The following is a 21,225-nucleotide window of genomic DNA, read 5'->3' as shown; positions in this document are numbered from 1 at the left end:
GGGGCAACCCGGGTCAGGCGACCTGGGTCGGAATGGTATTGGTCGTGCGCTCTACCCGGTTGTTCTCATCGAGATACACCAGGCGAGGCTTGTGATTGAGCAGCTCGGCTTCGCTGTACTGCCCGTAACTGGCGATGATGACCCGGTCGCCGACCTGCACTTTGCGGGCCGCGGCGCCGTTCATGGAGATGGTTCCCGATCCGGCTTCCGCCAGGATCACGTAGGTGGTGAACCGCTCGCCATTGTTGACGTTGTAGATATCAATCTGTTCAAACTCGCGCAGCCCAGCCAGCGCCACCAGATCGCTATCAATGGCGCATGAGCCGTCGTACCAGAGCTCGGCCTGGGTGACCGCCGCCATGTGCAATTTGCCTTTCAGCAGAGTAGAAAGCATAGGCTTCTCCCGTGTTTGGTGCTGACGTCAAGCGTCCAGCACAAGGGATACATTGTCAATCAGGCGCGCACCCCGAGTGTACATCGCGCCGAGAATCGTGATTTCGGCGTCATCGTGGGCCGCCGGGTCGAGCGTATGACTGTTGCACACACTGACATAGTCGGGTCGGAAACCCGCGTTTTCAATCTGTTCCTTCGCTTCTTCCGCCAGCACGAGATAGTCGCGCCGACCGGACTGAATCTGCTCGCGCACCCAACACAGGCTCCGATACAACTGAGACACCCGCGGGCGCTCATCCTCACCAATAAAGCCATTTCGGGAGCTGAGCGCGAGGCCGTCGGCTTCGCGCACAATGTCTCCGGCGCTGATCCTGACCGGCATGCACAAGTCTTCCACCATCCGGCGGATCACGGCCAATTGCTGGAAGTCTTTGGCACCGAACACCGCCTCATCCGGCTGAACGATGTTGAACAGTTTGGTGACAACCGTCGTCACGCCTTCAAAATGGCCCGGGCGACTGGCACCACAGAGCACGTCGGTCATGGTGGGCACGACGACCCGGGTCTGTTCGGCCATGCCGTTGGGGTAAATCTCGGTTTCGTCGGGGCAGAACAGGAAGTCGCAGCCGATGGCTTCCAGTTTGGCCGTGTCGGCCGCCAGTGTCCGGGGGTACTTGTCCCAGTCTTCGTTCAGCCCGAACTGCAGCGGGTTGACGAAAATACTGGTAACGACACAGTCACAGCTGGCCTGAGCCTGCTGCACCAGAGCAAGATGTGCCTGATGCAGGTTGCCCATGGTGGGCACAAACCCAATACGCTTGCCCTGGCGACGTTCCTCAGCCAAAGCGGTGCGCAGCGAGTGAATCTGATGAAATACCTGCATGGCTGGCTCGTTTCAGGCGACAACGCGGTGCGGACCCTAACGCCGTGCCANGCACAGCGTTACCTAATTACCCAAACTTGGGGGCGGGATAATACACGGTCGTTTCGGGATGTACAATCTTTGTGCANCNTGGCGCCTGATTCATGCTTTCANNGGCAAAAGCGTCACCCTATGCATCAATATTCCCCTTGNTGCATATATTCCGGCGCCAGGTTTTCGAAGCGGGTGAACTTGCCAATAAACGCCGCCCGACAGGTGCCGATTTCACCGTTACGCTGCTTGCCAAGAATCAGCTCGGCAATCCCCTTGTCCGGGCTGTCCTCNTTGTANTANTCATCCCGGTAAATGAAGAGAATCACATCGGCATCCTGCTCGATGGCACCGGANTCACGCAGATCCGAGTTCATGGGCCGCTTGTTGGGNCGCTGCTCCACCCCCCGGTTCAACTGGGACAGCGCAATGACCGGGCAGTCGAATTCCTTGGCCATGGCCTTGAGCGAGCGGGAGATTTCNGAAATCTCCTGGGTCCGCCCTTCGCTCGGACCGGAGAGCTGCATCANNTGCAGGTAGTCCACCATGATCATCGCCGGATTGCCGTGCTCGCGGGCAATGCGNCGCACCCGGGCACGCATTTCGGTGGGCGANAGNCCCGGGGTATCGTCGATGAACAATGGCTTGTCTTTCATCTTACTGACCGCGGCGGACAGCTTGGGCCAATCCTCCTCGGTCANCTTACCGTTGCGGATCTTGCCCTGATCAATCCGCCCGATGGAGGACATCATCCGCATCACCAGTGCCGCCGAGGGCATNTCCATACTGAACACCAGNGTCGGGCGCGTCTGGGTAAAAATGGAGGANTCGACAAAATTCAGCGCCAGGGCGGTTTTACCCATGGAGGGTCGGGCGGCCAGAATCACCAGTTCGCCGGGCTGCCAGCCGGACGTGCGCTGATCCAGATCCTCCAGGCCGGAGCTGACCCCGGTCAGATCACTGCCCGAACGGAACAGTTCGTCAATGCGCTGTACGGTATCCTTGAGCAGCGCGTTCAGGTCGGTCAGCCNGCCTTCTTTGGGGCGATCCTCGGCAATTTCCGCCACCCGCTTTTCGGCGATCTGCAGCAGGTCGTCGGCGTCGAGCCCCAGAGGGTTGTAACCGGACTTGCTGATCTCCTGGGCGACACNGATGAGCTGGCGCAGCGTCGAGCGCTCGCGCACGATATTGGCGTAGGCGAGGATATTGGCCGCACTGGGGGTATTGGCCGCCAATTCTGTCAGATATCCCAGTCCGCCGACCCGCTCCAGCTCCTCGTGCCGGTGCAGCTCTTCCGACAGGGTAATGACATCCAGTGGCTGGTCTTCTTCGGCCAGCTCGCACATGCGCAGGAAGATCTGGCGGTGGTCATCCCGGTAAAAGTCCCGTTCGGACAGCACTTCGCGCACCGCTTCCAGGCGCATATTGTCCAGCATCAAACCACCCAATACCGCCTGCTCGGCTTCTACCGAGTGCGGCGGGGGCATTTTCGCCGGGGAGGTCTCTTCCTCCGAGGGCAGATCCAAGGGTAGATCAGACATGGGCTCTCAGTACAGGTAATTCTCGGACAAAAAAACGGGCACTACCGATCAGTCCCCGAGGGGTCGATAGTGCCCGATTTCGTCAGACTTGTCACCGCCGGCCATGGAATCAGACCGGCCCAGGGTAGTGCCCGTTACTCGGCCACTACGCTGACTTTGACCGCCTGAATGACTTCAGCATGCACTTGCACGTCGATCTCGTACTCACCGATTTCGCGCAGCGCACCTTCCGGCAGTTTGACTTCAGCCTTGGTGACTTCAACGCCAGCCGCAGTAATGGCATCGGCGATATCGCGAGTACCGATAGAACCGAACAGCTTGCCTTCGTCGCCCGCGTTGGCGCCGATGGTAACGCTGACTTCCGCCAGCTTGGCGGCGCGCGCTTCGGCTTCGCTCAGCTTGGCGGCAGCAGCGGCTTCCAGTTCAGCGCGACGCGCTTCAAACTCAGCCACATTCTCGGCGGTGGCCGGAATGGCTTTGCCCTGCGGCAGCAGGAAGTTGCGGCCGAAGCCGGCTTTAACAGCAACCTGGTCGCCAATGCCACCGAGCTTGCCTACTTTTTCCAGCAGAATAACGTCCATCTCGTTTACCCTCTAAGTTGTATGATCCGGCGATCGGGCGGGGCCTCAGGCCCGGGGTGTTGCCCGCTCGCGAAAATTCAGCCAAGTATCCAGAAATGCCAACACGGCCAACAGCTGTGTCGCAGGTTCCAGCAGTATCAATACCGCGTAAAACACAAACAGCCACTGAACCCCAAGCCCCTTGATGGCTACCAGGCGGTGCACCATTGCCACCCCCTGCAGCACCAAAGGCAGCAGAAACAACGCTGACCACAGTGCGTAATCCAACCCCTGGAACAGGCAATACACGGCGGCGGCCATACTGGTCACGGCCTGTATCGGGTGAAGTTTCAGAGCCTGAAACTCCGCCCCGAACCCACCGGGGTTGTCCACCAGCGAGTGCCACCAACGCCCGAGCATCAGGCCGAGCGCGGCTGGAAAGGCCATCCCGTAGGCCAGCATTCCCAGCACAAAGGTTGCACTGTAGGACGACACTGACGCGTCTACCGAACTGGCCAGCTCTTCGAGCAGCTGATTCCAGCTCTGCAGCGCAGCCTGCACGGCGTCTGGGGCCAGAGCGCCCAGCAAGACCGCCATCAGGGTCGCTACGGCCACTATGCCCATCAGGCAAGTGGCCCACCCGCTGCCGCGCCGTAAAAACAGCGCGGCGCCGTAAGTCAGTAGCACACCCCCGACCACCGCCGTAGCGACCGCCGGGGCAATCTGACTGAAACCGAGCAGGAGCAGTGACGGTAGTACGCCCCATAACAGAATCAGCAGACCGTTGTTTCTCCCCACGCGCAAGGTGACCAGAGCCACGGTGGCGGGGGTCAGCAGGGGCACCCAATTACCAATCAGGGCCACCGCTGTGGCTTGCAAGCGACCGCGCAAAATAAATTCAGCCAGCGCTCGCAATGCTGCACTCCTTCAACCGGTTGACGGCCTCGACTTACTCGTGGCTGTCGGTGTACGGAATCAGGGCCAGGTAGCGGGCGCGCTTGATCGCTGAGGACAGCTGGCGCTGATACTTGGCTTTGGTTCCGGTGATACGGCTGGGTACAATCTTACCGGTTTCGGTGATGTACGCCTTCAGCGTTTCCAGATCCTTGTAATCAATACGCTTCACGCCTTCGGCGGTGAAACGGCAAAACTTACGACGACGGAAAAAACGTGCCATCTCTTATTCCCCCTGCTTTTCGGTTTCGGCTTCTGACTCTTCGTCCGAGCTGTTGTCGTCGGAGTTGTCATTGCCCTCTTCACGGCGCGGCGGGCGGCTGCCCTGCTTTGCAGTGCGCTCGCGGGCATCTTTATCAGCCTTGAGGATCGGAGACTCTTCGGTGATGGCTTCGTCTTCGCGAATCACGAGGTTACGCAGGACGGCATCGTTGTAGCGGAAGTTGGTGGTCAACTCTTCCAGGGCTTCCTCGGTGCACTCAACGTTCATGAGTACATAGTGAGCCTTGTGGATTTTGTTGATGGAGTAAGCCATTTGACGGCGACCCCAGTCTTCCAGACGGTGAACCTGGCCACCGCTGTTTTTGACGCTGGCAGTATAGCGCTCGATCATGCCGGGCACTTGCTCGCTCTGGTCGGGATGGACCATAAAGACGATTTCGTAATGACGCATTGTAGCTCCTTACGGGTTAAAGCTTCCCCGGACCAAAAGGGCCTGAGTGAAGCAAGGAGTGACCCGGGCAAAAGGCCCGGGCCGGTTAGGGGCGGGTATTCTAGGGAGTTTACCGTGGGGTTGCAAGCCAAGTTGCATACTTTTTGCACAGCATGAGGCGTTAACGGCGGGTGCGCCTTCGGCTTACCCGCCCTACGGATGGCTCGGAGGTTGCGTAGGGCGGATAAGCGAAGCGCATCCGCCGTAAAGCAGCTCTCCCGCTTATCAATTACCGTAAACCGGGAACTTGCCGCATACGTCCAATACCTTGCCTTTCACCTCTTCGATCACGGCGTCGGCATTGCCGGCTTCCAGGCCGTCCAGAATATCGCACATCCAGCCCGCCAACTGCTTGCACTCTTCCTCGCGGAAGCCGCGGGTGGTGATCGCCGGCGTACCGACCCGGAGGCCTGAGGTGATGAACGGCGAGCGCGGGTCGTTCGGTACCGCATTCTTGTTCACGGTGATGTTGGCCCGACCCAGCGCTTCGTCCGCGTCCTTACCGGTGTACTCTTTACCGATCAGGTCCACCAGCATCAGGTGGTTTTCGGTGCCGCCGGAGACAATCTTGATACCGCGCTCAAGAAAGGTCGCCGCCATGGCCTTGGCATTTTTGACCACTTGCTGCTGGTACTCTTTATAGGCGGGGCTCATCGCCTCCTTGAAGCTGATGGCCTTGGCGGCGATCACGTGCATCAGCGGGCCGCCCTGACCACCGGGGAATACGGCGGAGTTGAGCTTTTTCTCGATCTCTTCATTGGCCTTGGCCAGGATGATCCCACCACGGGGGCCGCGCAGGGTTTTGTGGGTGGTGGAGGTGGTCACGTCGGCGATCTGCACCGGGTTGGGATATACGCCCGCGGCTACCAGACCCGCCACGTGGGCCATATCAACCAGTAAGTAAGCGCCCACTTCGTCGGCGATATCCCGGAACTTCTGCCAATCCACGACCTGGGAGTAAGCCGAGAAACCCGCCACGATCATGCGCGGCTTGTGCTCGCGGGCCAGGCGAGCAATTTCTTCGTAGTCCAGCTCGCCAGTCTCCGGGTTCAGACCGTACTGCACCGCATTGTAGATCTTGCCGGAGAAGTTCGGCTTGGCACCGTGGGTCAGGTGGCCACCGGCGTCCAGGCTCATACCCAGAACGGTGTCGCCGGGCTTGCACAGGGCGGCATAAACGGCGGAGTTCGCCTGGGAGCCGGAGTGCGGTTGAACGTTGGCGTAATCGGCACCGAACAGCTCCTTGGCGCGCTCGATCGCCAGCTGTTCACTCTGGTCAACGTACTCGCAGCCACCGTAGTAGCGTTTGCCGGGATAGCCCTCAGCGTATTTGTTGGTCAGCTTGGTGCCCTGGGCTGCCATCACCAGCGGACTGGTGTAGTTTTCCGAGGCAATCAGCTCGATATGCTCCTCCTGGCGACGGCTTTCCTTCTGGATGGAATCCCAGATTTCGGGGTCAAAATCGGCAATCGTCTGAGTTTTGTCAAACATGAACACATCCTGAGCAGGGCGACAGGCCAGGCAACAGCCCGCCGGGGTTAAAATTGGACGCGAATTGTACACCAATCAACCAGCTCGCTTCCAAGAAAAATACTCAACCAGCGCCATAGTCTCGCTCATAAAGCGCATCCGTCTTCTGGCGGCAAAGCCCGCATGGCGTTTGACCGGCCAACGGGCCGGTGCAACAATGCCTGACAGGCCGTCGGCCTAGGCCATACCGGATATTCAGTTTCGGTTAAGCCGCCCGGCGGTATAACAGAGGCAATGCTCTATATACGAGCGAAACCTCTGGGAGGACACCCCATGAAGACATCCTGGACTACCCTGGCCACCGCCGCCCTGCTGCTTGTGCTCAGCCTGGGCGCCTGGGCCGACGACGACTACAGTCAGGCCGAACTGAATCAGATGCTGGCCCCCGTCGCCCTCTACCCGGACACCGTGCTGTCCCACATCCTCATCGCCAGCACTTATCCCCTTGAAGTGGTACAGGCGAACCGGTGGGCTCAGCGCCACCGCAATATGGAAGGCGCCGCCGCGGTGTCCGCCGCCGAGCGCGAAGGCTGGGATCCGAGTGTGACCGCCCTGGTGGCCTTTCCCGACATTCTCGAACGCATGGCGGATGATCTGGAATGGACCCAGGATCTCGGCGAGGCCTTTCTGTGGGACGAGGGCGAGGTCCTCGCCAGCGTGCAGGACCTGCGCCAACGGGCCTACGAGGCGGGCACACTGCGCACCACCGAACATCAGGAGGTGGTCATAGAGCAGAAAACCATCATTGTCGAACCCCGGGTATCCGAGGTCATCTACATTCCTTATTACGACACCCGGGTGGTGTACGGCCCCTGGCGCTGGCACCACCACCCGCCCCACCGCTGGCATCGCCCCAGTCGGGGCTACTGGAATGCGGGTATCTTCTGGAGCTTCGGCACCCGGATTGACCACCGCAGCTTCTATTTCAGCAGCTTTCACTGGCACAACCGGCACACCGTGGTGATTGACATTGACCTGCACAACCATCACCGCTTCCACTCCGGCCGCAGTGTGGTTCGCTATAAAGAAGCGCGCCGCTGGAAACACAACCCGAGCCATCGCCGCGGCGTCGAGTACCGTCGCAGCACGGTGCGTCAACGGTATGCCGCCCCGTCGCGCACCGCACGCCATTCCGGGACACGAGTGGAACGCGCCCAGCGTGTAGAGCGCATCGAACAGCGCCTGCAGAACCCCCGCAGCAGCGCCCGGAGTGAACCCCGTCGTTCGCGGGACGCTCAGGCTCGAAATGATCGGCAACAACCCCGGCTTGACCGCAGCGATACCTACCAGACCCGTCGGGAAACTCCGAACCGGATGGAACAGCGTTCTGGCGAGCGCCTGCGCGCCAATGAGCCAAACCGCGACCGTGCACAGGTGCAGCGTCAAGCCCGCGAAGAGCGTACCCGCACCACTCGCACCGAGCGCCCCTCCCGGGAGGAACGAGCCAACGCCCGCAACCTTCGGCAACCAGAACGGAGCCAGCAGAACTTTCAACGCAGCACCCGGGATCGGGTGGATGCGGCCCGCAACCGCTCATCTATCAGTGAGCGAGCTCGCCAGAGCCGAAATGAGAATGGACGCGCCGAGCGGCGGTGATCAAGTGATGGGTTAAAGTGGCTGCTACAGGGAAGCGCAGCCACTTGAAACAGAGCGGGTCACGGGAATTGGTCAATTCACAATCGTTCAGGCTGGCAGAAGTCCAGCGACGCACCCAGGAAACTGACCGCACCAGACTAAACATTAATAGCGAATAAAAGGCACTATAGCCTATTAGTATATTGACTCCCCAGGCTTCAGGTATCGCTTCAAATCCTCCTCATCGATTGGCCCTGTGATTCGCTCATTAAGGATTTCATCGTCTCGCCAGTATTCAGACAAAGTATCCATAATATTGGTCGCCCGTTTTTTTGCTTTTACCAAGCTGGATTGGAAGTCCTCTCGGTAGTGGTCAGAGACTCGGCCCCACCAGCCCCAACTAAAATTATCGAGATTCCTGAAAATACTGTGAACCTCACTAGCTACACCTTCCATGTAGCCGTTATCACCTTCGATCGCCTTTTGAATAGCTTCATCAATTCCCTTTTGCGTACCTACCAAGTTTCTTAGGACTCTATCCCGCCAAGTCTCTGGCCAATCTGAAGCGGGCCATTGATGCCAGTCACCTTGCTCAGACGATCTCTCGAAAAATGCGTCCAATGAATTCTCCAGAACTTCAATCGCTCTTCTATGCCATACAGACATTTCTTGCATGTACTCAATGCTAGAAAATTTTCTTCTCAGTAATGTCCTTTTTAAATTATCATCCATCGTAAACTACCGACCAATCCATCAAAGCGTGAATTGACATTTTCCAATCAACACCAGCCTACCAATATGGCATACCAGCCACACCAGGGAAAATAGCTAATAGGCGCTCTCTCCAGGCTTCAAGTATCGCTTTAGATCCTCCTCATCAATAGGGCCAGTGATTTCCGGAGTAAGAATTGAATCTTTGGTTTTCCATGCTCCCATCAGTTGCCGCATGATATTCGAAGCGCACTTTTTTGCCTTAACAAGATTTTTAGTGAACTCGTCTCTGTGGTGACTGGGTATGCGCTCCCACCACCCCCAACTAAAGTTGTCAAGATTCCGAAAAATCCCGTGCAAACTTCCAGAGACGCTTCTAATCGTGGAGACTTGACCTTTTCTGTAGTTCTCTATACCTCGATCAATACTCTCTTGCGTCCCCAACAAATTTTTGAGTACCCGATCTCGCCAAGTTTCTGGCCAATCCGACGGCGGCCACTGATGCCAGTCTCCATGTTCAGAAGAACGCTCGAAGAACGCACTCAACGCTTCCTTTAAACTGTCAATCGCTCGCTGATGCCACTCAGACATTTCAAGCATGTAATCAACACTTGAGAACTTTCTCGCCAGCAACTCACGTTTCATCTCTTTATCCATAGCTATGGCTCCGGCCAGTTGGTAAGGTTTGGCGATGACGCTTCGATACTGTTCGGGGAAACGAACAATTGTGTGCTACCACCTTGGAGATAGAACTCGTTTCCCGAAAATTCTTCGTAGGGCTGACCTGCAGCCGGCCCTTCCCAAGCTTTCAGTCCACCTTCTCCCACAAAATGCTCGACATAGTACCCATTATCATTCCAATCATCTTTTACAGCGTAGCCTCTGCGCCATTCAGTCTTATTGGCTGGAAGATCATAAGCCCAAAAGCCACCTGCATCGTTGTTCTTTTCATCGACTATACGATAAATCTTAGTACCTTCGGGTATATCGACTGGTTTCGCATCCACAAAGGTATCGTAGGTTTCGTAGCCATCATAGTTCAAGTTTGGCCAGCCCTGAGCGACCAAATCATCATGACCTGCAGGGGGAGCCTCAAGCCCGGTCAAGTGGTTCGGCATAGGGCCGGTTTCCGCACCCATCGGCTTCCCATCAGCCTGAAGAGTATAGGGATCGTCCGGGTTTCCGTCACGGTGATAGCGCTTATGTACTCGGTCACCAGTTTTGGGCGCCTTGACATCGGAATGCGGTTCGTAGGGCAGCTCGGCCCTGGCTGTCAGTTGAGGCGCTTGGGGCTGGTCGGTAGAAAGGCTGGTTTTCTGATCAACCGGCGCGTCGAATTCTTTCCGGAGCTTCTTTCGACGCAGCTGTCGGGCCAGATTGCGAAACAGGTGGCCCAGGCCGCGCAGCCGGCTGGCGTGGCGGAGCTGTGAGGCGGCCTGGGCGGCGTTGCCTGCGCCGGCGGTGAAGATGGCCAGCAGGGCCGCCAGGACGATTTCAAATACGCCGGCGCCGGCAAACTCGGCCCACTCAACGCTGGATTGATTGTCCGCCATCGCCTGGGCAAATTCCAGCAACATTTCCCTGGTGGGTGCATCGTCGGCGATAAAGGCGGCGATGTCGTAGGCCTCGGCGATCAGCCCCATCAATTCCCGCAGGCGCTCCTCGCAGATATCGTCCGGCTCCACGCCGAACAGGCGGGCGAGGTCTTTCTTTTGTTCGTCCTGCAGGTTCTGGTTGACGCTGTCATACCATTCCGACCAGGTCAGCTCGCCGTCCTGATAGCTTTGATAGCTGGCCCTTAGCGTATCGCCCAGGAGGTTGGCCGGACTGAGGTAATAGGAGAATTCCGCGACTTTGTAGGCCGTTTTTCCCACAAACTCAACGAACCCCACAGCGCCATTCCACGCACCACGCCCCACGGCCTGAATGTGTTCAAAAACGCGCTGCGGGCCGCCCATCTGTTCGAGTTCACGCTCGTAGGCTTCGGCTTCCAGGCGTTGATCTTCGATGATCTGGTCAAGGACTTCCTTGATCGACGCTCGGGTCGCTTCGATGCGCGCGTCCAGATCGGGTTCGGGTAATAACGTTACGCGTACATTGCCTGGCGGCAGTCCGGCCAGACACACCTGGCCCTGGTCGTTGAGTCGTCCCACCCAGACCATACCGTCGCTGTCGGTCGCCCGGAAATAGCCATACACGGCACGCCCGCTCTGAAAGCGGTACTCCAGTTCCAGCCAGTGGTTATCATCGAGGTCATCGATGTCGGGGTCCCGGCCGCCACCGACCGCAACACCTTCGCCGACTTGCGTCATGCAGCCACTCCTTCAGCCTGTAAGCAGATCGCTCCCCGATAGCTCTGGTCGGCGGAGCCATAGATGAGGTGGGTATCGTCTCCCGGCAGACTGAGCGCTGTCTGGCCCGCGAGAGCCACCAGTACGGCGCCTGTCGCGGCGCCGATATCACCGTAATACTCGGCGGGGTGATGCACCTTGGGATCGTCGAACAGGTGGTGGTTGCGGGTCAGTGCCACACCCAACTCTTTGCCCCAGTAACGTTCGCCGTTCGCACTGCTGTAGATGTTCTTGATGGTCCGCTGCGTTGGACGCCCCGCCAGGGCCTGCTTGAACGCCTGATCCAGGCCCTCGCCCCGGTAAGGTTTGTCACTGAACCAGTGCCCGGACTCGTAGCCAAAACCCGGCTCAGTCAGGGCGACGCGGCGGCCATTCTGAATCAGCGCCTTTTCCGGATCCGGCGTCAGGCAGAGATAACCGGCGGCTTCTCCCGGTGCAAAGGCGTCGCTTCCGGGGTGCGGGCGCAGGTGCTGAGCCGCCAAGCGCTTCTGCCCGTCGAGCATCGCCAGCAAGGGGCTGAACTGGTAGCTGTCGGCTCCACCGACCAGAACAGCGCTGTGGCCAATGTCGTAGGCATAGTGAAAGGCCAACTTGATCGCCTCAATGACTCCCGGACGGCCGACACTGACCGCGCGGGAGCGCCGGGCGTCAATGGCGCCGGGCGCCAATTGTTCGTACAGCGCGGGAAGAAAGCCGTCGCTCAGCCCGGTGGCGACACCGGGGTATACCTCGGGACCGGCATAAAGCAGGGGAATCGGCGAGCCCGCTGAGACGGGCTGGAGCGCCTGGGCGGCGGCCACCGTCGACATTGCCAACATCCGTTGCTCTCGCAGCGTCAGCTCCGGGTACTGCTCCAACAAGGTCGGCAAGAGCGGCAGGGCTTCGTCGGGCACCAATGCCTGAACGATCAACCGGCGCTTTCCGGTAAAATAGCTGCTGGTAGCGTAGCGACTGATCTGTGCGCCAGCGGCGGCCCACACCATTTCAGTAGAGCCGCCAATGGCGGTAATCATGCCGCTGCCGGCCAGATACAACACTCGGTTCTGGGTCATGGCGATTCCTGCCTTCGTTCCATGGAGTACCAGGACTGTTGCGGATCGAGCAACGCCAACTCCAACGCGGCCGCGGCGCGCTGGCGTTGGGGGCCCTCCGACAGAACCCGCTGTAGATTGGCCTCGGTGACCGGCTCACCCAGCAGGAGCCGTTCACCCGGCGGATAACGGTGCTTGATCGTCTCCCAGAATACGGTCAACTTTTCGGTGTTGGGCCAGGGCAAGTGCTCATCGTCATCCATCGGGGGTACCGGTGTGTCCGGGTGATCCTGTGCTTCAGCGTCATTGAGTTGGGGGAGCTGATGGTGCAGGTCATGAGCTTGCAGATCGACGCCCGTGATCTGGTAGAACGCCTCGCCCGCCACACGAGCCAGCGACAATTGCTTCATACAGCGAAGCAACCAGGGAACCGCTTCCGGGTCGCCCAGAGCCGCGGTGGCGATCACGGATAGTCGGGCCGCGTCCGGCGAGGTTTGGCCGAATAGTTGCGCGACCCACTGCTTGGCATCGGTACTCGGCAACACACGCATGGCCAAGATCAACGCGTCGCACTGCCGGGGGCCCGACTGCAAGGCAAACGGCATGAGCATTCTCGCTGCTGACCGATCGCCCAACAGAATGGCCGAGCGGCAGGCCTCAAACGTGACCCCCGGCTCGCCACCCTCGCGCCCTTCCGCCAGGAACGGTGAGAGGTCACGACGCTTGAAAACGCCGACGCAGTGCAACGCTTCACCGTGCAGCAAACTGTCAGCACGACAGTCGTTCCGGCGCAGGATCCGGGTCAGAAAGTCGCAGGGGTCCTCGCCACGGGCCCGGCAGGTTGCCAGTGCCAGACGCTTGTGAATGTGCTCCTTACTGATGAAAAATTTACGCACCCAGTCGTGGCAGTAACGGCCGGGCAGCCAGGTCAGCGCCGACACCAGCGCGGCGAATCCCGCCCCATCCTGTAACCCCGCTTCTACCGCTTGCTGAATACACCCCACTTCCAGTGTACGAAACGCCACGGCGGCCGCCGCAAACACCTCACCTGGCCCCGCATGAGCCAGGGCGCTCTGACAGGCGGCCCAGGCTCGCTCTGGGGCCTGCGCCAGGGCGAACAGCTGGGCGTCAATACGGCTTTCGAGTTCGGCCAGGTCGGAGGTTTGGTAGTGCGGTTGAATCAACGCCCGCGAGCGCAACAACCAGAGAAAGGCAACCTCTTCAACGCAGTCGTCAAACTGTGACTCAAACCCCGAAAGCGGATTGGGGAAAGCGGTAATAGCAGCGGTCATCCCTGATCTACCCCATGATGTTTTTCTTGTTATGGTAGAGGGGATCACCCATGCGGCAGACGTTTTTACCCTCAATTTTGACGTCAAAGGAGTACATCATGTACTCGCATTCGGCCTTGTGCTTACCACTGATAATTCCCTTTTTGACTCCGGCTTCATCGCCCGCGCTCTTGCTATAAATGGCGCCTTTGACCATCGGCATCTGACCGTCCAGCGTGACGGATTTGGGGCCCTTTGCGGTATCCGACGAGCGGCCGATATTCGGGTAGGGAATCGGTACGACGGAAGACCCCACTGGGGTTTTGCAGACATCGGGAAATACCGTGCTCATGCCGCCACTGCCCTTATGGGCAATACCGCGGCCATTGGCAAAGGTCGTTTGTGCCATCATTCAATTCCTTTGTTTACCGGGGTTGTCGGGTCATTGAGACCGTCACTGACTCCACGCTCAGCACGTCGCGCGGACAACTCAAACTGGCCCGCCAGGTTAAACTCACTGTGCGCTTGAACGGCTGAAAATAGAGTGTTTCCAATCGGGCCGACAGAGGCTCCTGACGCCCCCCGTGGTGAGCGCTGACCGAAAGAGGAACCTCAGGTAACTGTCCGGTCCATGCCCCATCGGGATGCATGCCGGTCAGTTCGAACGGCTCACCGCCGCGCATCCAGCCCGGGTACACCAGGCCGGGAGCGGCCACATTAAAAAAGCGCCGGGAAAAATCCTCCGGCGCAAAGGGCGCGCGGCGAAGACGCCACTGTTGATCGTAGGTACCAACGAACCGGGTGCGCGGTTGCCAGTGCGGCGCCACCGGGCCCAAACNGACNGGCTCGGGNCTATCGTCCCGGTTTCNAAGCAGCGCCTGCGGGTGCTCAATATTCGGNATCAGCTCCCCATCCACTGAGCGATCNGTGCACTGCGCACTGGCGAATCGTCCAACCGGATTTCGTTCGCTGTAAACCCGCCGNCGATCGCCTTCGGCGACCGAGCCGCCNTANGCCCGCTCCCATGTCAGNGGCATTCGCTCAAACGGGTCGGNCACGGANATCTGGCCTTGATCCCATCTCCGGTCACCGAACACCATGAGNGACTGGCTCACCCNCCCCACCGATACCGTCACTGGCAACTGCCTTACCGGACGCCCGCCGGGCGCCCANGCGTCACCTTCCACCAGGATATCCGTAGCGGTTTTCCCCAGGTGAATTTCACTGGGGTAACGCAAACTGGACTCATGCGGCTCNCCGTAATACTCGTCTGCTCGCCACACCGGAACGGGNTCATCGGCGAGCATCCAGCCCTCCGTAAAGCTCGCTTTGACAATGACGTACAAGGTCTCNACGCCGGTTTCATCGTTAAGGGCCGTCAGCTCCGCCTCAAAGGGTGTGCGGTTATTCAGCTGCAACATGATCGAAGCACTCAGTTCATCTGGATGGAGGCACCGAGAATGCGATTCACNCCCTCGGAACGACTCACCAGATGNCGGCCACGCAGGATGATTTTCCCCGCCTCCGTCAANGTGATGCTGGCAGAACCGCATCGCAACACCAGCTTCTCCTGCCCTTCCATTACCAGGTCGCGCGCCGGTGCNTCATCCACTTCCACAGACATCGCTTGCGCTTGCCGGGAACGGGGCTCCGATCTATCGCCCTGCCCGGCCTCCAGAGTCAGTTCNAACGGTGTGTGTACAAACCCCATCAGCAAAGGAGTAGTGACTTCACCAGTGGCGTTCTTGACCACGGCCTGACGACCAAGATCCGCGCGCGAGACCGGCAAGGCCGGCAAGGTNACAAGACTGCACCGCTGCCCGTCGACAACGACGCTTACCTCGGGCGCCCCCTGCTCCGTAAACCCCGCCAGAGTACCCACCAACCAGGCCCCCTCTGGGGCAGAAAACTGTGGCGCATCGGCCGGCGCGTCCTCGGTGCACCGCACCGGATCTGCCAACTGTTCGTATTCACTCGCCACACTGCGNCTCCAAAAAACAAAGGGTTAATTGCTGGTCACTTTGCTGCCCTTGAGCACGACGTTGCCGGAACCCTTGACATTGATATTGGCCCCACTGATCGTGATATCACCGTTGCTTTTCAGCTGGATCATGGCCGAACCGGTTTTCAAGGTAATTTCATCATCAGCCTGNAGACTGATGGACTTGGCGCTCAAACCATACTGTTTGGTCACCGACTCCCGGTATTCACCCTCAACGCTTTCNGTCAGGTTATTCTTGACCGAAATCACCATGTTGTTCCCGATGGTTTCGGTGTGGTCTTTCTTGACTTCCANCTGNTTACTGGCGCCAATGGTTTCCCGGTGATTCTCCCCGACGTCTATCGACTTATCCTTGCCGANGGTNTCGCTCTGATTATTGTTGACGGTTTTTGTCCGATCGTTCTCAATCAGACTCGTTTCATCATTACGGACCGTTTTCGTTCGGTCATTGTCGACAGTGAGTGTCTGATTGTTTTCGACCTCGACGTCGTAGTCTTTTTCGGCATGTAGCAGGATCTGCTCCGCCCCTTTCTTATCCTCNAAGCGAAGCTCGTTNTAATTGTCCGAGGTACCCTTTTGNGTAGAGCGGGTTTTAATCCCGCTTTGGGTCTTCGAGGTATATACCGGGCGATTCTTCGAGTTGTAGACTGAGCCGGTGACCAGNGGTCGNTCCGGGTCGCCATTGAGGAANTCNACCACCACCTCCTGACCAATACGCGGGATAAACGAGGNNCCCCACTGATTACCCGCCCAGGANTGGGCGACACGAAGGAAACAGGANCTCTTCTCGTGGCGNTCATCATCACGGTCCCAGTGAAATTTGACCTTGATGCGNCCCAGCTCATCAATNTAGATTTCCTCTCCCTCNGGCCCCACGACCCAGGCCGTTTCCGGCCCCTTCATTACCGGGCGTTGGTGTACGACCTTCGGACGAATAGCGGTGTCTGCCGGAACACAGATAAAATCATTGGTATAAGACTGNGCCTGGCCTTCCCCGGTGGTCTGNGTGTCCTCCACCACNTCGTGGTGCACCTCCAGGAGAATATAAGCACCTTTCTCCAGNCTCGACTCGTGTTTGGCCAAGGTGAACTTNCCGCCGGCAACCATCTGAGGGNAATCCGAAGANCCGGAGACGACACTGCGATCGAGNTCTTCTGCCTGCATCCGCATCCNCGGCACAGATTCCGCGTCACCGGTGTGGTAGAAGCCGGGGTATTCATAGTGCTCAAACTGACCATTGTGGGCAAAGCCGTTCTGCCCCTGGCTGTTGTTCAGCAGGGATTTTTCCGGTGTGCTGAAATCAAAGTCGTTCAATGTCCATTGGCCGGTNCGGTACTGATACCGGTGTTGCCAGCGATGAATTCGAGCGCCCGGATTGGAACCCGGGGAATACTCAAGTTGGCTCTCGNCCAAGGCAGGAAAGGCGCTGGCCTGATCTACCAGAATCAGTTTATGCTTNCCTCCGGCATGTTCGAAAAAATACGAAATGCCATCTTCTTCCAGCAGCCGGCATACGAAATGGAGGTCACTTTCGTTGCGCTGCACACAGTATTCACGGGTGCTTCCCGGCTGCGCACGAAAGTCAAAATCCTGCAACCCCTGCTCGGAGAANATCTGTGAAACGATATCTTTCGTTGTTTTGTTCTGAAAAATTCGATTGTTGACCGTGTGGCGAAGAAACGAAAACCATGGGCGAAGCACAATTTCATAGGTTCTGAGATTATTTCCCTGAACCTCTCCGGCCACAAAACGGGCAATATGTCCGGAAAACTCCCGCCCATTCTCGCTTTTAAGCGNTACGTGNCCCAACTTNCCCATGACATCATCAGCTCTGATGTCGAGCTTTTCCGACATCAAAGTGACATNAAACTCAAACAACCCGGACACACTCTCTTTTCCGGANAGTCGCTTGACGAGAAAGGTATCGGNCCCCAATGAAAAGTCGCTGATGGCGACCTGGCGGTTTTCCTGAGTAAGCTGCCCCATAGACTTAGCAACCTGTTAGCCGCGCACCAAACGGCACGGTATCGTTCCTTGTATCCCNCCCTTTGCANGCGGGACGATNTTCGCTGAGTGGGCCCTGCGNNCTGGCCGCAAGGCCCGACCTGACTTACAGCGGCTTCGCAGTGGTCAAGTCGTAACCCACGCGCTGTGGACTAGAGGACTTGTTCGTNTTATCGAAGTCGTTGTAGTTGACCATGATCTTCGAGAAGCTCAAAGAAATGGTTTCNACCGGGTCGCCATCNTCNGCGCCTGCAATCTGATAACCACTGACCAGGCAGTCTTCCAGNACGTAATCCATATACTCGACGACTTTNTCAGCGCCGGTCTGGACGAACTTGATGGTGACTTTCTTGCCTGCGGANCCGGTAACGGCTTCTTTGAAAAGNGCCGTGGCCGANTTGTCCGCCACCTTGGTCAAGGTGATTTCACTGACNGTAGGACGAGTGGCTTCGCGGTTGGACAGGTTGCCGGGCTCCATGGAGATGCCGCGACCAACACCGAAAGAAAGGGACTGAACAGCAATGTGGTCCTTATAACCCTCCGCTGTTACGTTTCCTTTGATGCCTTCATACTCAAGATAAATTGCCATTTTTAGTCTCCTTGCGTTTGCTGTTTATGGACATCAGGCCTGGAAGCCNTCAGACCCGAGCAACTTTCCCTGCCGCTTTACACGCGATAAAAAAAGTACTCGGAATAAACTTCGCATTCCTGGTACCCGGGACGAATGATAGCCAATTCACTGACCACCAACAACCTGTCTCGCAAAAACAGAATGTTTTTTTTCGATAGCGAGAATCGCATCACTTAAATCCTTTAAATACGGGATTTTTATGTGAACTGGTTCTCCACTTTTNCCGTACAAAAAATAGTCTTAAGACCATTACCACGCCAAAATAAAATCTGCNNACCGCAGTGTCGTAAAAATCAGCTTCATCACGACGGAAGAAATTCGATCGGATAGATGATGGTAATGGTCTGTGCGCTTCGTTCTTCGAAACGAAATTGTAAAACGCGGGCCCTGATTCTCTGCTCCAGACGATGATCGTCCAGCTCGCTGGAAACAATCGCCACTTCGGTCACCTCACCGGAAGGCTCAATGGTTATTTCCAGCACCAGACGCCCCTGCAANCCGGGCGTCTGCCGACGTGCACGGTTGTAGAGTGAGTACAGGAGGCCTTTATTGCGATCGAAAACCAGGCTGACCTCTTCGTNCGTTCGCCCNGTCNGCGCGAAACTGTCCCGGCGCTCCGGATTTTCCGCCNGGTCCTCGNCGAGCGGAGTCTCNAGGNTGGCAAGATCGCGTCGCGCCAATACACTGCCACCCTCTCCGGCCGATACNGCGGCAACATCANGTGCGCCCGTTCGCTCAGCGGCTGATGCCAGATCACCGTCGCCATAACCCGTGNCCGTCTGCCCGGCATCGGCGCCACCTTTGCCTTCGGTGTCNACCCAGTCATCCACCTCAGAGGTATCCATNAGGCTGTCCAATTGATTTCCGAGCGCCAACAGGCCACTGCGCTGCGCNTGCTNNCGGGCNTCNCGCTGCGCTTCGNTGGCAGGTTCCTGCACNNCGGGTCGCTCNCGNTCNCGCTCNACCAGGGGCTTNGGCTCNGCCACNGGNAANGGCTTGGGNNNCACCTCCTCCNGNNCNTNNACCGGNGGATNNCTGGGTTGNTCNANCATAAANCGNGCCACCCGNTCNGGAATATCCGNNCGGGTCATGCGTNGNTTTTCCGGAACNTCNACCAGNGANAACGTCANCGCNATTGCCAGCGCCAACCCGNCACAGCCGGTCAGCCACCAGCGATAGTGATTGGCCGAAGATCGACCGGGCTGCCACTGGATGACCAGGTCCTGATAACGGGGGGCGGTCTGCATCATGATGCTCACAACTGACTCGCCTCCTCCGCAGGGTCGGAGATCTGACTGGCGGCGAAGGCGACCTGGCGAAATTCCAGAACCCGACTGGTTTCCACCACCCGCCTGATGATTTCGTAGGGGACAGACTGATCGGCCAACACCGTCAGGGTGTCGTTTTCACCACCGGCAGACAGCGACAGTCNGTAGGCCAGCTCTTCCCGCAGAGGCTCAATGACACCNTCGCCCTCTTTGGTCANNTCCTCCAGTTTCGCCACCGACTGGCCATGCACCAGTATGGCTTCTNGCGAGATCAATACCCGTAAAGTTTCCTCGGGCGGTTGCCCGGCGGTGGAATCCGGCAGTTTCATCACTTTCTGACTGGGCAGCTCACTGTCACTNGATGCATTGACNAGCAGGAANAACACCAGAATGGTAAAGATATCCATCAGTGACACGAGATTCAGCCCCGGCGACTTGCGCAACTTCTGGTTGCGCTGAATACGGCGGGCCCGTCGACTCANAGATTTCATGCCGAACCCTCCCTGTCNGTCGGCGCATCACCCAGCGATATGTCCGGAAACAGCTCGACCCGNTNGAGCGTACCAAGCTGTACCTGCTGCGTGCTCCCGACCCGATCCATCACCTGTATCAGNGTGTTGTAGGAAACGCCCGGCGCNAGNCGCAAGGCAATCNCGGTTTCATCGGGGAANCGCTGCTTGATTTCAATCAGNGCCTCCCGAAGCTGGCGCCACTGGTCCTCATCATCCGTNCGTTCCAGACGCGTAATCACGCCGATGTTGGCATCCCNCAATACCAGGTCATCNTCCGACACCACCAACTGGAGCTGAAGATCCAGCGGCTGTTCCGAGGATTCCTGCTCCGTCTGCGGCCCCGGAAGATTCAACTCCAGAACGGTCATCCGGGAGAAAACCGCCGTAATCAACAAGAACGGGACCAGTATGACCATCAGATTCATGAACGCTGTGATGTTCAGCTCAGCGGCCTCCTGAACCTGACGCTTGCGACGAAAGCGCATGCCTTTACTCCCTGATCATCAAGTTCAGACATTTGACNGCGGCGGTTTCAATACTGTCGACCACTCGCGCCGCTTTGGTGGAAAGATAGGAATGCAACAGCAACAGCGGAATGGCGGCGCAGAGCCCAAAGGCCGTGGTATTCATNGCCACCGAAATACTGGCCGACAGCATCTCCGCCTTNTCCGCCGGNTTNGCCTCGGCNACNGCGGTAAATGCCTGAATCAGGCCNATGATGGTGCCCAGCAGCCCAAGCAGCGTGGCCACATTGGCCAGCGTTGCCAGGTAATGGGTNCGCTGTTCAACCTCCGGCAGCACTTCCATTACGCCNTCNTCCATCGCGGATTCGACCGTCTCGCGCCTGGGGTTCCCTTTGAAACGGGAAAAGCCGTAACTCAGAATCCGTCCCAGNGGGTCTTTCAGGTCNGTCAGNGACTGTGAGGCCCGCTCGTAATCCTGGGCNTTGAGCATCGGCGCCAACTTGAGCCAGACCCGNTTGACCGACTTCTGGGTTTTNGACAGGTAAAAGAAGCGATCNAGGGTAATCGCCAGCCCCGCCGCCATGATGAACAGGATCGCCCACATGAACGGGCCACCCACTTGNAAAAAACGGACAAATTCCATAACAAGCCTCTGTGGTTAATGATGTTTCCGTTGAGTTACAAGATCGTNGGTCGCGCTTTCTGGTGNNGTCCGACCGTTGACATTTGAATCGATGGCCAGCAANAGGTGGCGGCGCTTCAGCCGATACTCCGCCAACGACACCGATCGCTGGTTGTAGTC

At 58.0% G+C, this 21,225-nt stretch carries 22 protein-coding genes; 1 reads left to right on the top strand and 21 read right to left on the bottom strand.

All coding sequences use genetic code 11. The features are described from left to right. Positions 1-13 precede the first annotated feature (13 nt). The 8 genes from panD to glyA form a co-directional block, all read right to left on the bottom strand. Entirely contained in the window at positions 14-394 is a 381-nt protein-coding gene (panD, locus tag CMG77_RS09200) for an aspartate 1-decarboxylase (protein ID WP_024462253.1), read from the bottom strand. A gap of 27 nt (positions 395-421) precedes the next feature. Next, the gene (gene panC / locus CMG77_RS09195; protein WP_286806291.1) at positions 422-1,276 is read right to left on the bottom strand and encodes a pantoate--beta-alanine ligase; all 855 of its coding nucleotides are present in this window, start codon (positions 1,274-1,276) and stop codon (positions 422-424) included. Between the two features lie 176 nt (positions 1,277-1,452). Further along, on the bottom strand, positions 1,453-2,793 hold the full coding sequence (dnaB, locus tag CMG77_RS09190; protein ID WP_286904251.1) for a replicative DNA helicase: 1,341 nt from the start codon (positions 2,791-2,793) through the stop codon (positions 1,453-1,455). 188 nt (positions 2,794-2,981) lie between these two features. Next, positions 2,982-3,428, bottom strand: a complete 447-nt coding sequence (gene rplI / locus CMG77_RS09185) for a 50S ribosomal protein L9 (protein ID WP_024462250.1) — start codon at positions 3,426-3,428, stop codon at positions 2,982-2,984. Between the two features lie 45 nt (positions 3,429-3,473). Continuing rightward, the gene (locus CMG77_RS09180; RefSeq protein WP_123639107.1) at positions 3,474-4,322 is read right to left on the bottom strand and encodes a YybS family protein; all 849 of its coding nucleotides are present in this window, start codon (positions 4,320-4,322) and stop codon (positions 3,474-3,476) included. A gap of 34 nt (positions 4,323-4,356) precedes the next feature. Then, complete coding sequence (gene rpsR, locus CMG77_RS09175) at positions 4,357-4,584, bottom strand: 30S ribosomal protein S18 (RefSeq protein ID WP_024462248.1); 228 nt, start codon at positions 4,582-4,584, stop codon at positions 4,357-4,359. Between the two features lie 3 nt (positions 4,585-4,587). Next, positions 4,588-5,034, bottom strand: coding sequence for a 30S ribosomal protein S6 (gene rpsF, locus CMG77_RS09170; protein WP_024462247.1), 447 nt, complete (start codon positions 5,032-5,034; stop codon positions 4,588-4,590). Positions 5,035-5,298: 264 nt separating this feature from the next. Further along, positions 5,299-6,564, bottom strand: coding sequence for a serine hydroxymethyltransferase (glyA, locus tag CMG77_RS09165; RefSeq protein WP_286806288.1), 1,266 nt, complete (start codon positions 6,562-6,564; stop codon positions 5,299-5,301). Positions 6,565-6,876: 312 nt separating this feature from the next. Between glyA and CMG77_RS09160 the strand changes: the two genes are divergently transcribed. Next, entirely contained in the window at positions 6,877-8,199 is a 1,323-nt protein-coding gene (locus CMG77_RS09160) for a DUF3300 domain-containing protein (protein WP_286806287.1), read from the top strand. 174 nt (positions 8,200-8,373) lie between these two features. Here the strand turns inward: CMG77_RS09160 and CMG77_RS09155 are convergent, their stop codons facing one another. The 13 genes from CMG77_RS09155 to CMG77_RS09095 all read right to left on the bottom strand — a co-directional run bounded on the left by CMG77_RS09155 (position 8,374) and on the right by CMG77_RS09095 (position 20,913). Then, on the bottom strand, positions 8,374-8,910 hold the full coding sequence (locus tag CMG77_RS09155; protein ID WP_286806285.1) for a hypothetical protein: 537 nt from the start codon (positions 8,908-8,910) through the stop codon (positions 8,374-8,376). Positions 8,911-9,006: 96 nt separating this feature from the next. Then, positions 9,007-9,546, bottom strand: coding sequence for a hypothetical protein (locus CMG77_RS09150; RefSeq protein WP_286806283.1), 540 nt, complete (start codon positions 9,544-9,546; stop codon positions 9,007-9,009). Positions 9,547-9,548: 2 nt separating this feature from the next. Continuing rightward, complete coding sequence (locus tag CMG77_RS09145) at positions 9,549-11,201, bottom strand: hypothetical protein (protein WP_286806282.1); 1,653 nt, start codon at positions 11,199-11,201, stop codon at positions 9,549-9,551. Beyond that, positions 11,198-12,292, bottom strand: coding sequence for a hypothetical protein (locus CMG77_RS09140; RefSeq protein ID WP_123639113.1), 1,095 nt, complete (start codon positions 12,290-12,292; stop codon positions 11,198-11,200). Before CMG77_RS09140 ends, CMG77_RS09145 begins: the two co-directional genes overlap by 4 nt. After that, a complete protein-coding gene (locus CMG77_RS09135) occupies positions 12,289-13,563 on the bottom strand; it encodes a TIGR02270 family protein (protein ID WP_286806281.1) in 1,275 nt (424 codons plus the stop codon). Before CMG77_RS09135 ends, CMG77_RS09140 begins: the two co-directional genes overlap by 4 nt. 7 nt (positions 13,564-13,570) lie before the next feature. Further along, the gene (locus CMG77_RS09130; protein WP_123639272.1) at positions 13,571-13,951 is read right to left on the bottom strand and encodes a DUF4150 domain-containing protein; all 381 of its coding nucleotides are present in this window, start codon (positions 13,949-13,951) and stop codon (positions 13,571-13,573) included. Positions 13,952-13,967: 16 nt separating this feature from the next. Next, positions 13,968-14,963 carry a DUF2169 family type VI secretion system accessory protein gene (locus tag CMG77_RS15875; protein WP_353743472.1) on the bottom strand — a complete coding sequence of 332 codons (996 nt, stop codon included), beginning with the start codon at positions 14,961-14,963 and terminating at the stop codon, positions 13,968-13,970. A 584-nt stretch (positions 14,964-15,547) separates the two neighbouring features. After that, positions 15,548-17,530: a type VI secretion system Vgr family protein gene (locus tag CMG77_RS09120; RefSeq protein ID WP_502691813.1), complete on the bottom strand. Its 1,983-nt coding sequence runs from the start codon at positions 17,528-17,530 to the stop codon at positions 15,548-15,550. Positions 17,531-17,654: 124 nt separating this feature from the next. Further along, positions 17,655-18,137, bottom strand: a complete 483-nt coding sequence (locus CMG77_RS09115; protein WP_286904223.1) for an Hcp family type VI secretion system effector — start codon at positions 18,135-18,137, stop codon at positions 17,655-17,657. 344 nt (positions 18,138-18,481) lie between these two features. Next, positions 18,482-19,024, bottom strand: coding sequence for an AgmX/PglI C-terminal domain-containing protein (locus CMG77_RS09110; protein WP_286904222.1), 543 nt, complete (start codon positions 19,022-19,024; stop codon positions 18,482-18,484). Between the two features lie 410 nt (positions 19,025-19,434). Beyond that, a complete protein-coding gene (locus tag CMG77_RS09105) occupies positions 19,435-19,938 on the bottom strand; it encodes an ExbD/TolR family protein (RefSeq protein ID WP_286904221.1) in 504 nt (167 codons plus the stop codon). Continuing rightward, positions 19,935-20,375, bottom strand: coding sequence for a biopolymer transporter ExbD (locus tag CMG77_RS09100; RefSeq protein WP_502691822.1), 441 nt, complete (start codon positions 20,373-20,375; stop codon positions 19,935-19,937). Before CMG77_RS09100 ends, CMG77_RS09105 begins: the two co-directional genes overlap by 4 nt. A gap of 73 nt (positions 20,376-20,448) precedes the next feature. Beyond that, a complete protein-coding gene (locus tag CMG77_RS09095) occupies positions 20,449-20,913 on the bottom strand; it encodes a MotA/TolQ/ExbB proton channel family protein (RefSeq protein ID WP_502691821.1) in 465 nt (154 codons plus the stop codon). Between the last annotated feature and the right edge of the window lie 312 nt (positions 20,914-21,225).

This window comes from Marinimicrobium sp., from assembly GCF_002695945.1.
Classification (GTDB): domain Bacteria; phylum Pseudomonadota; class Gammaproteobacteria; order Pseudomonadales; family Cellvibrionaceae; genus Marinimicrobium; species Marinimicrobium koreense.
Note: the sequence above shows the minus strand (reverse complement) of the source record. Positions and strands in the feature narration are given on the sequence as shown.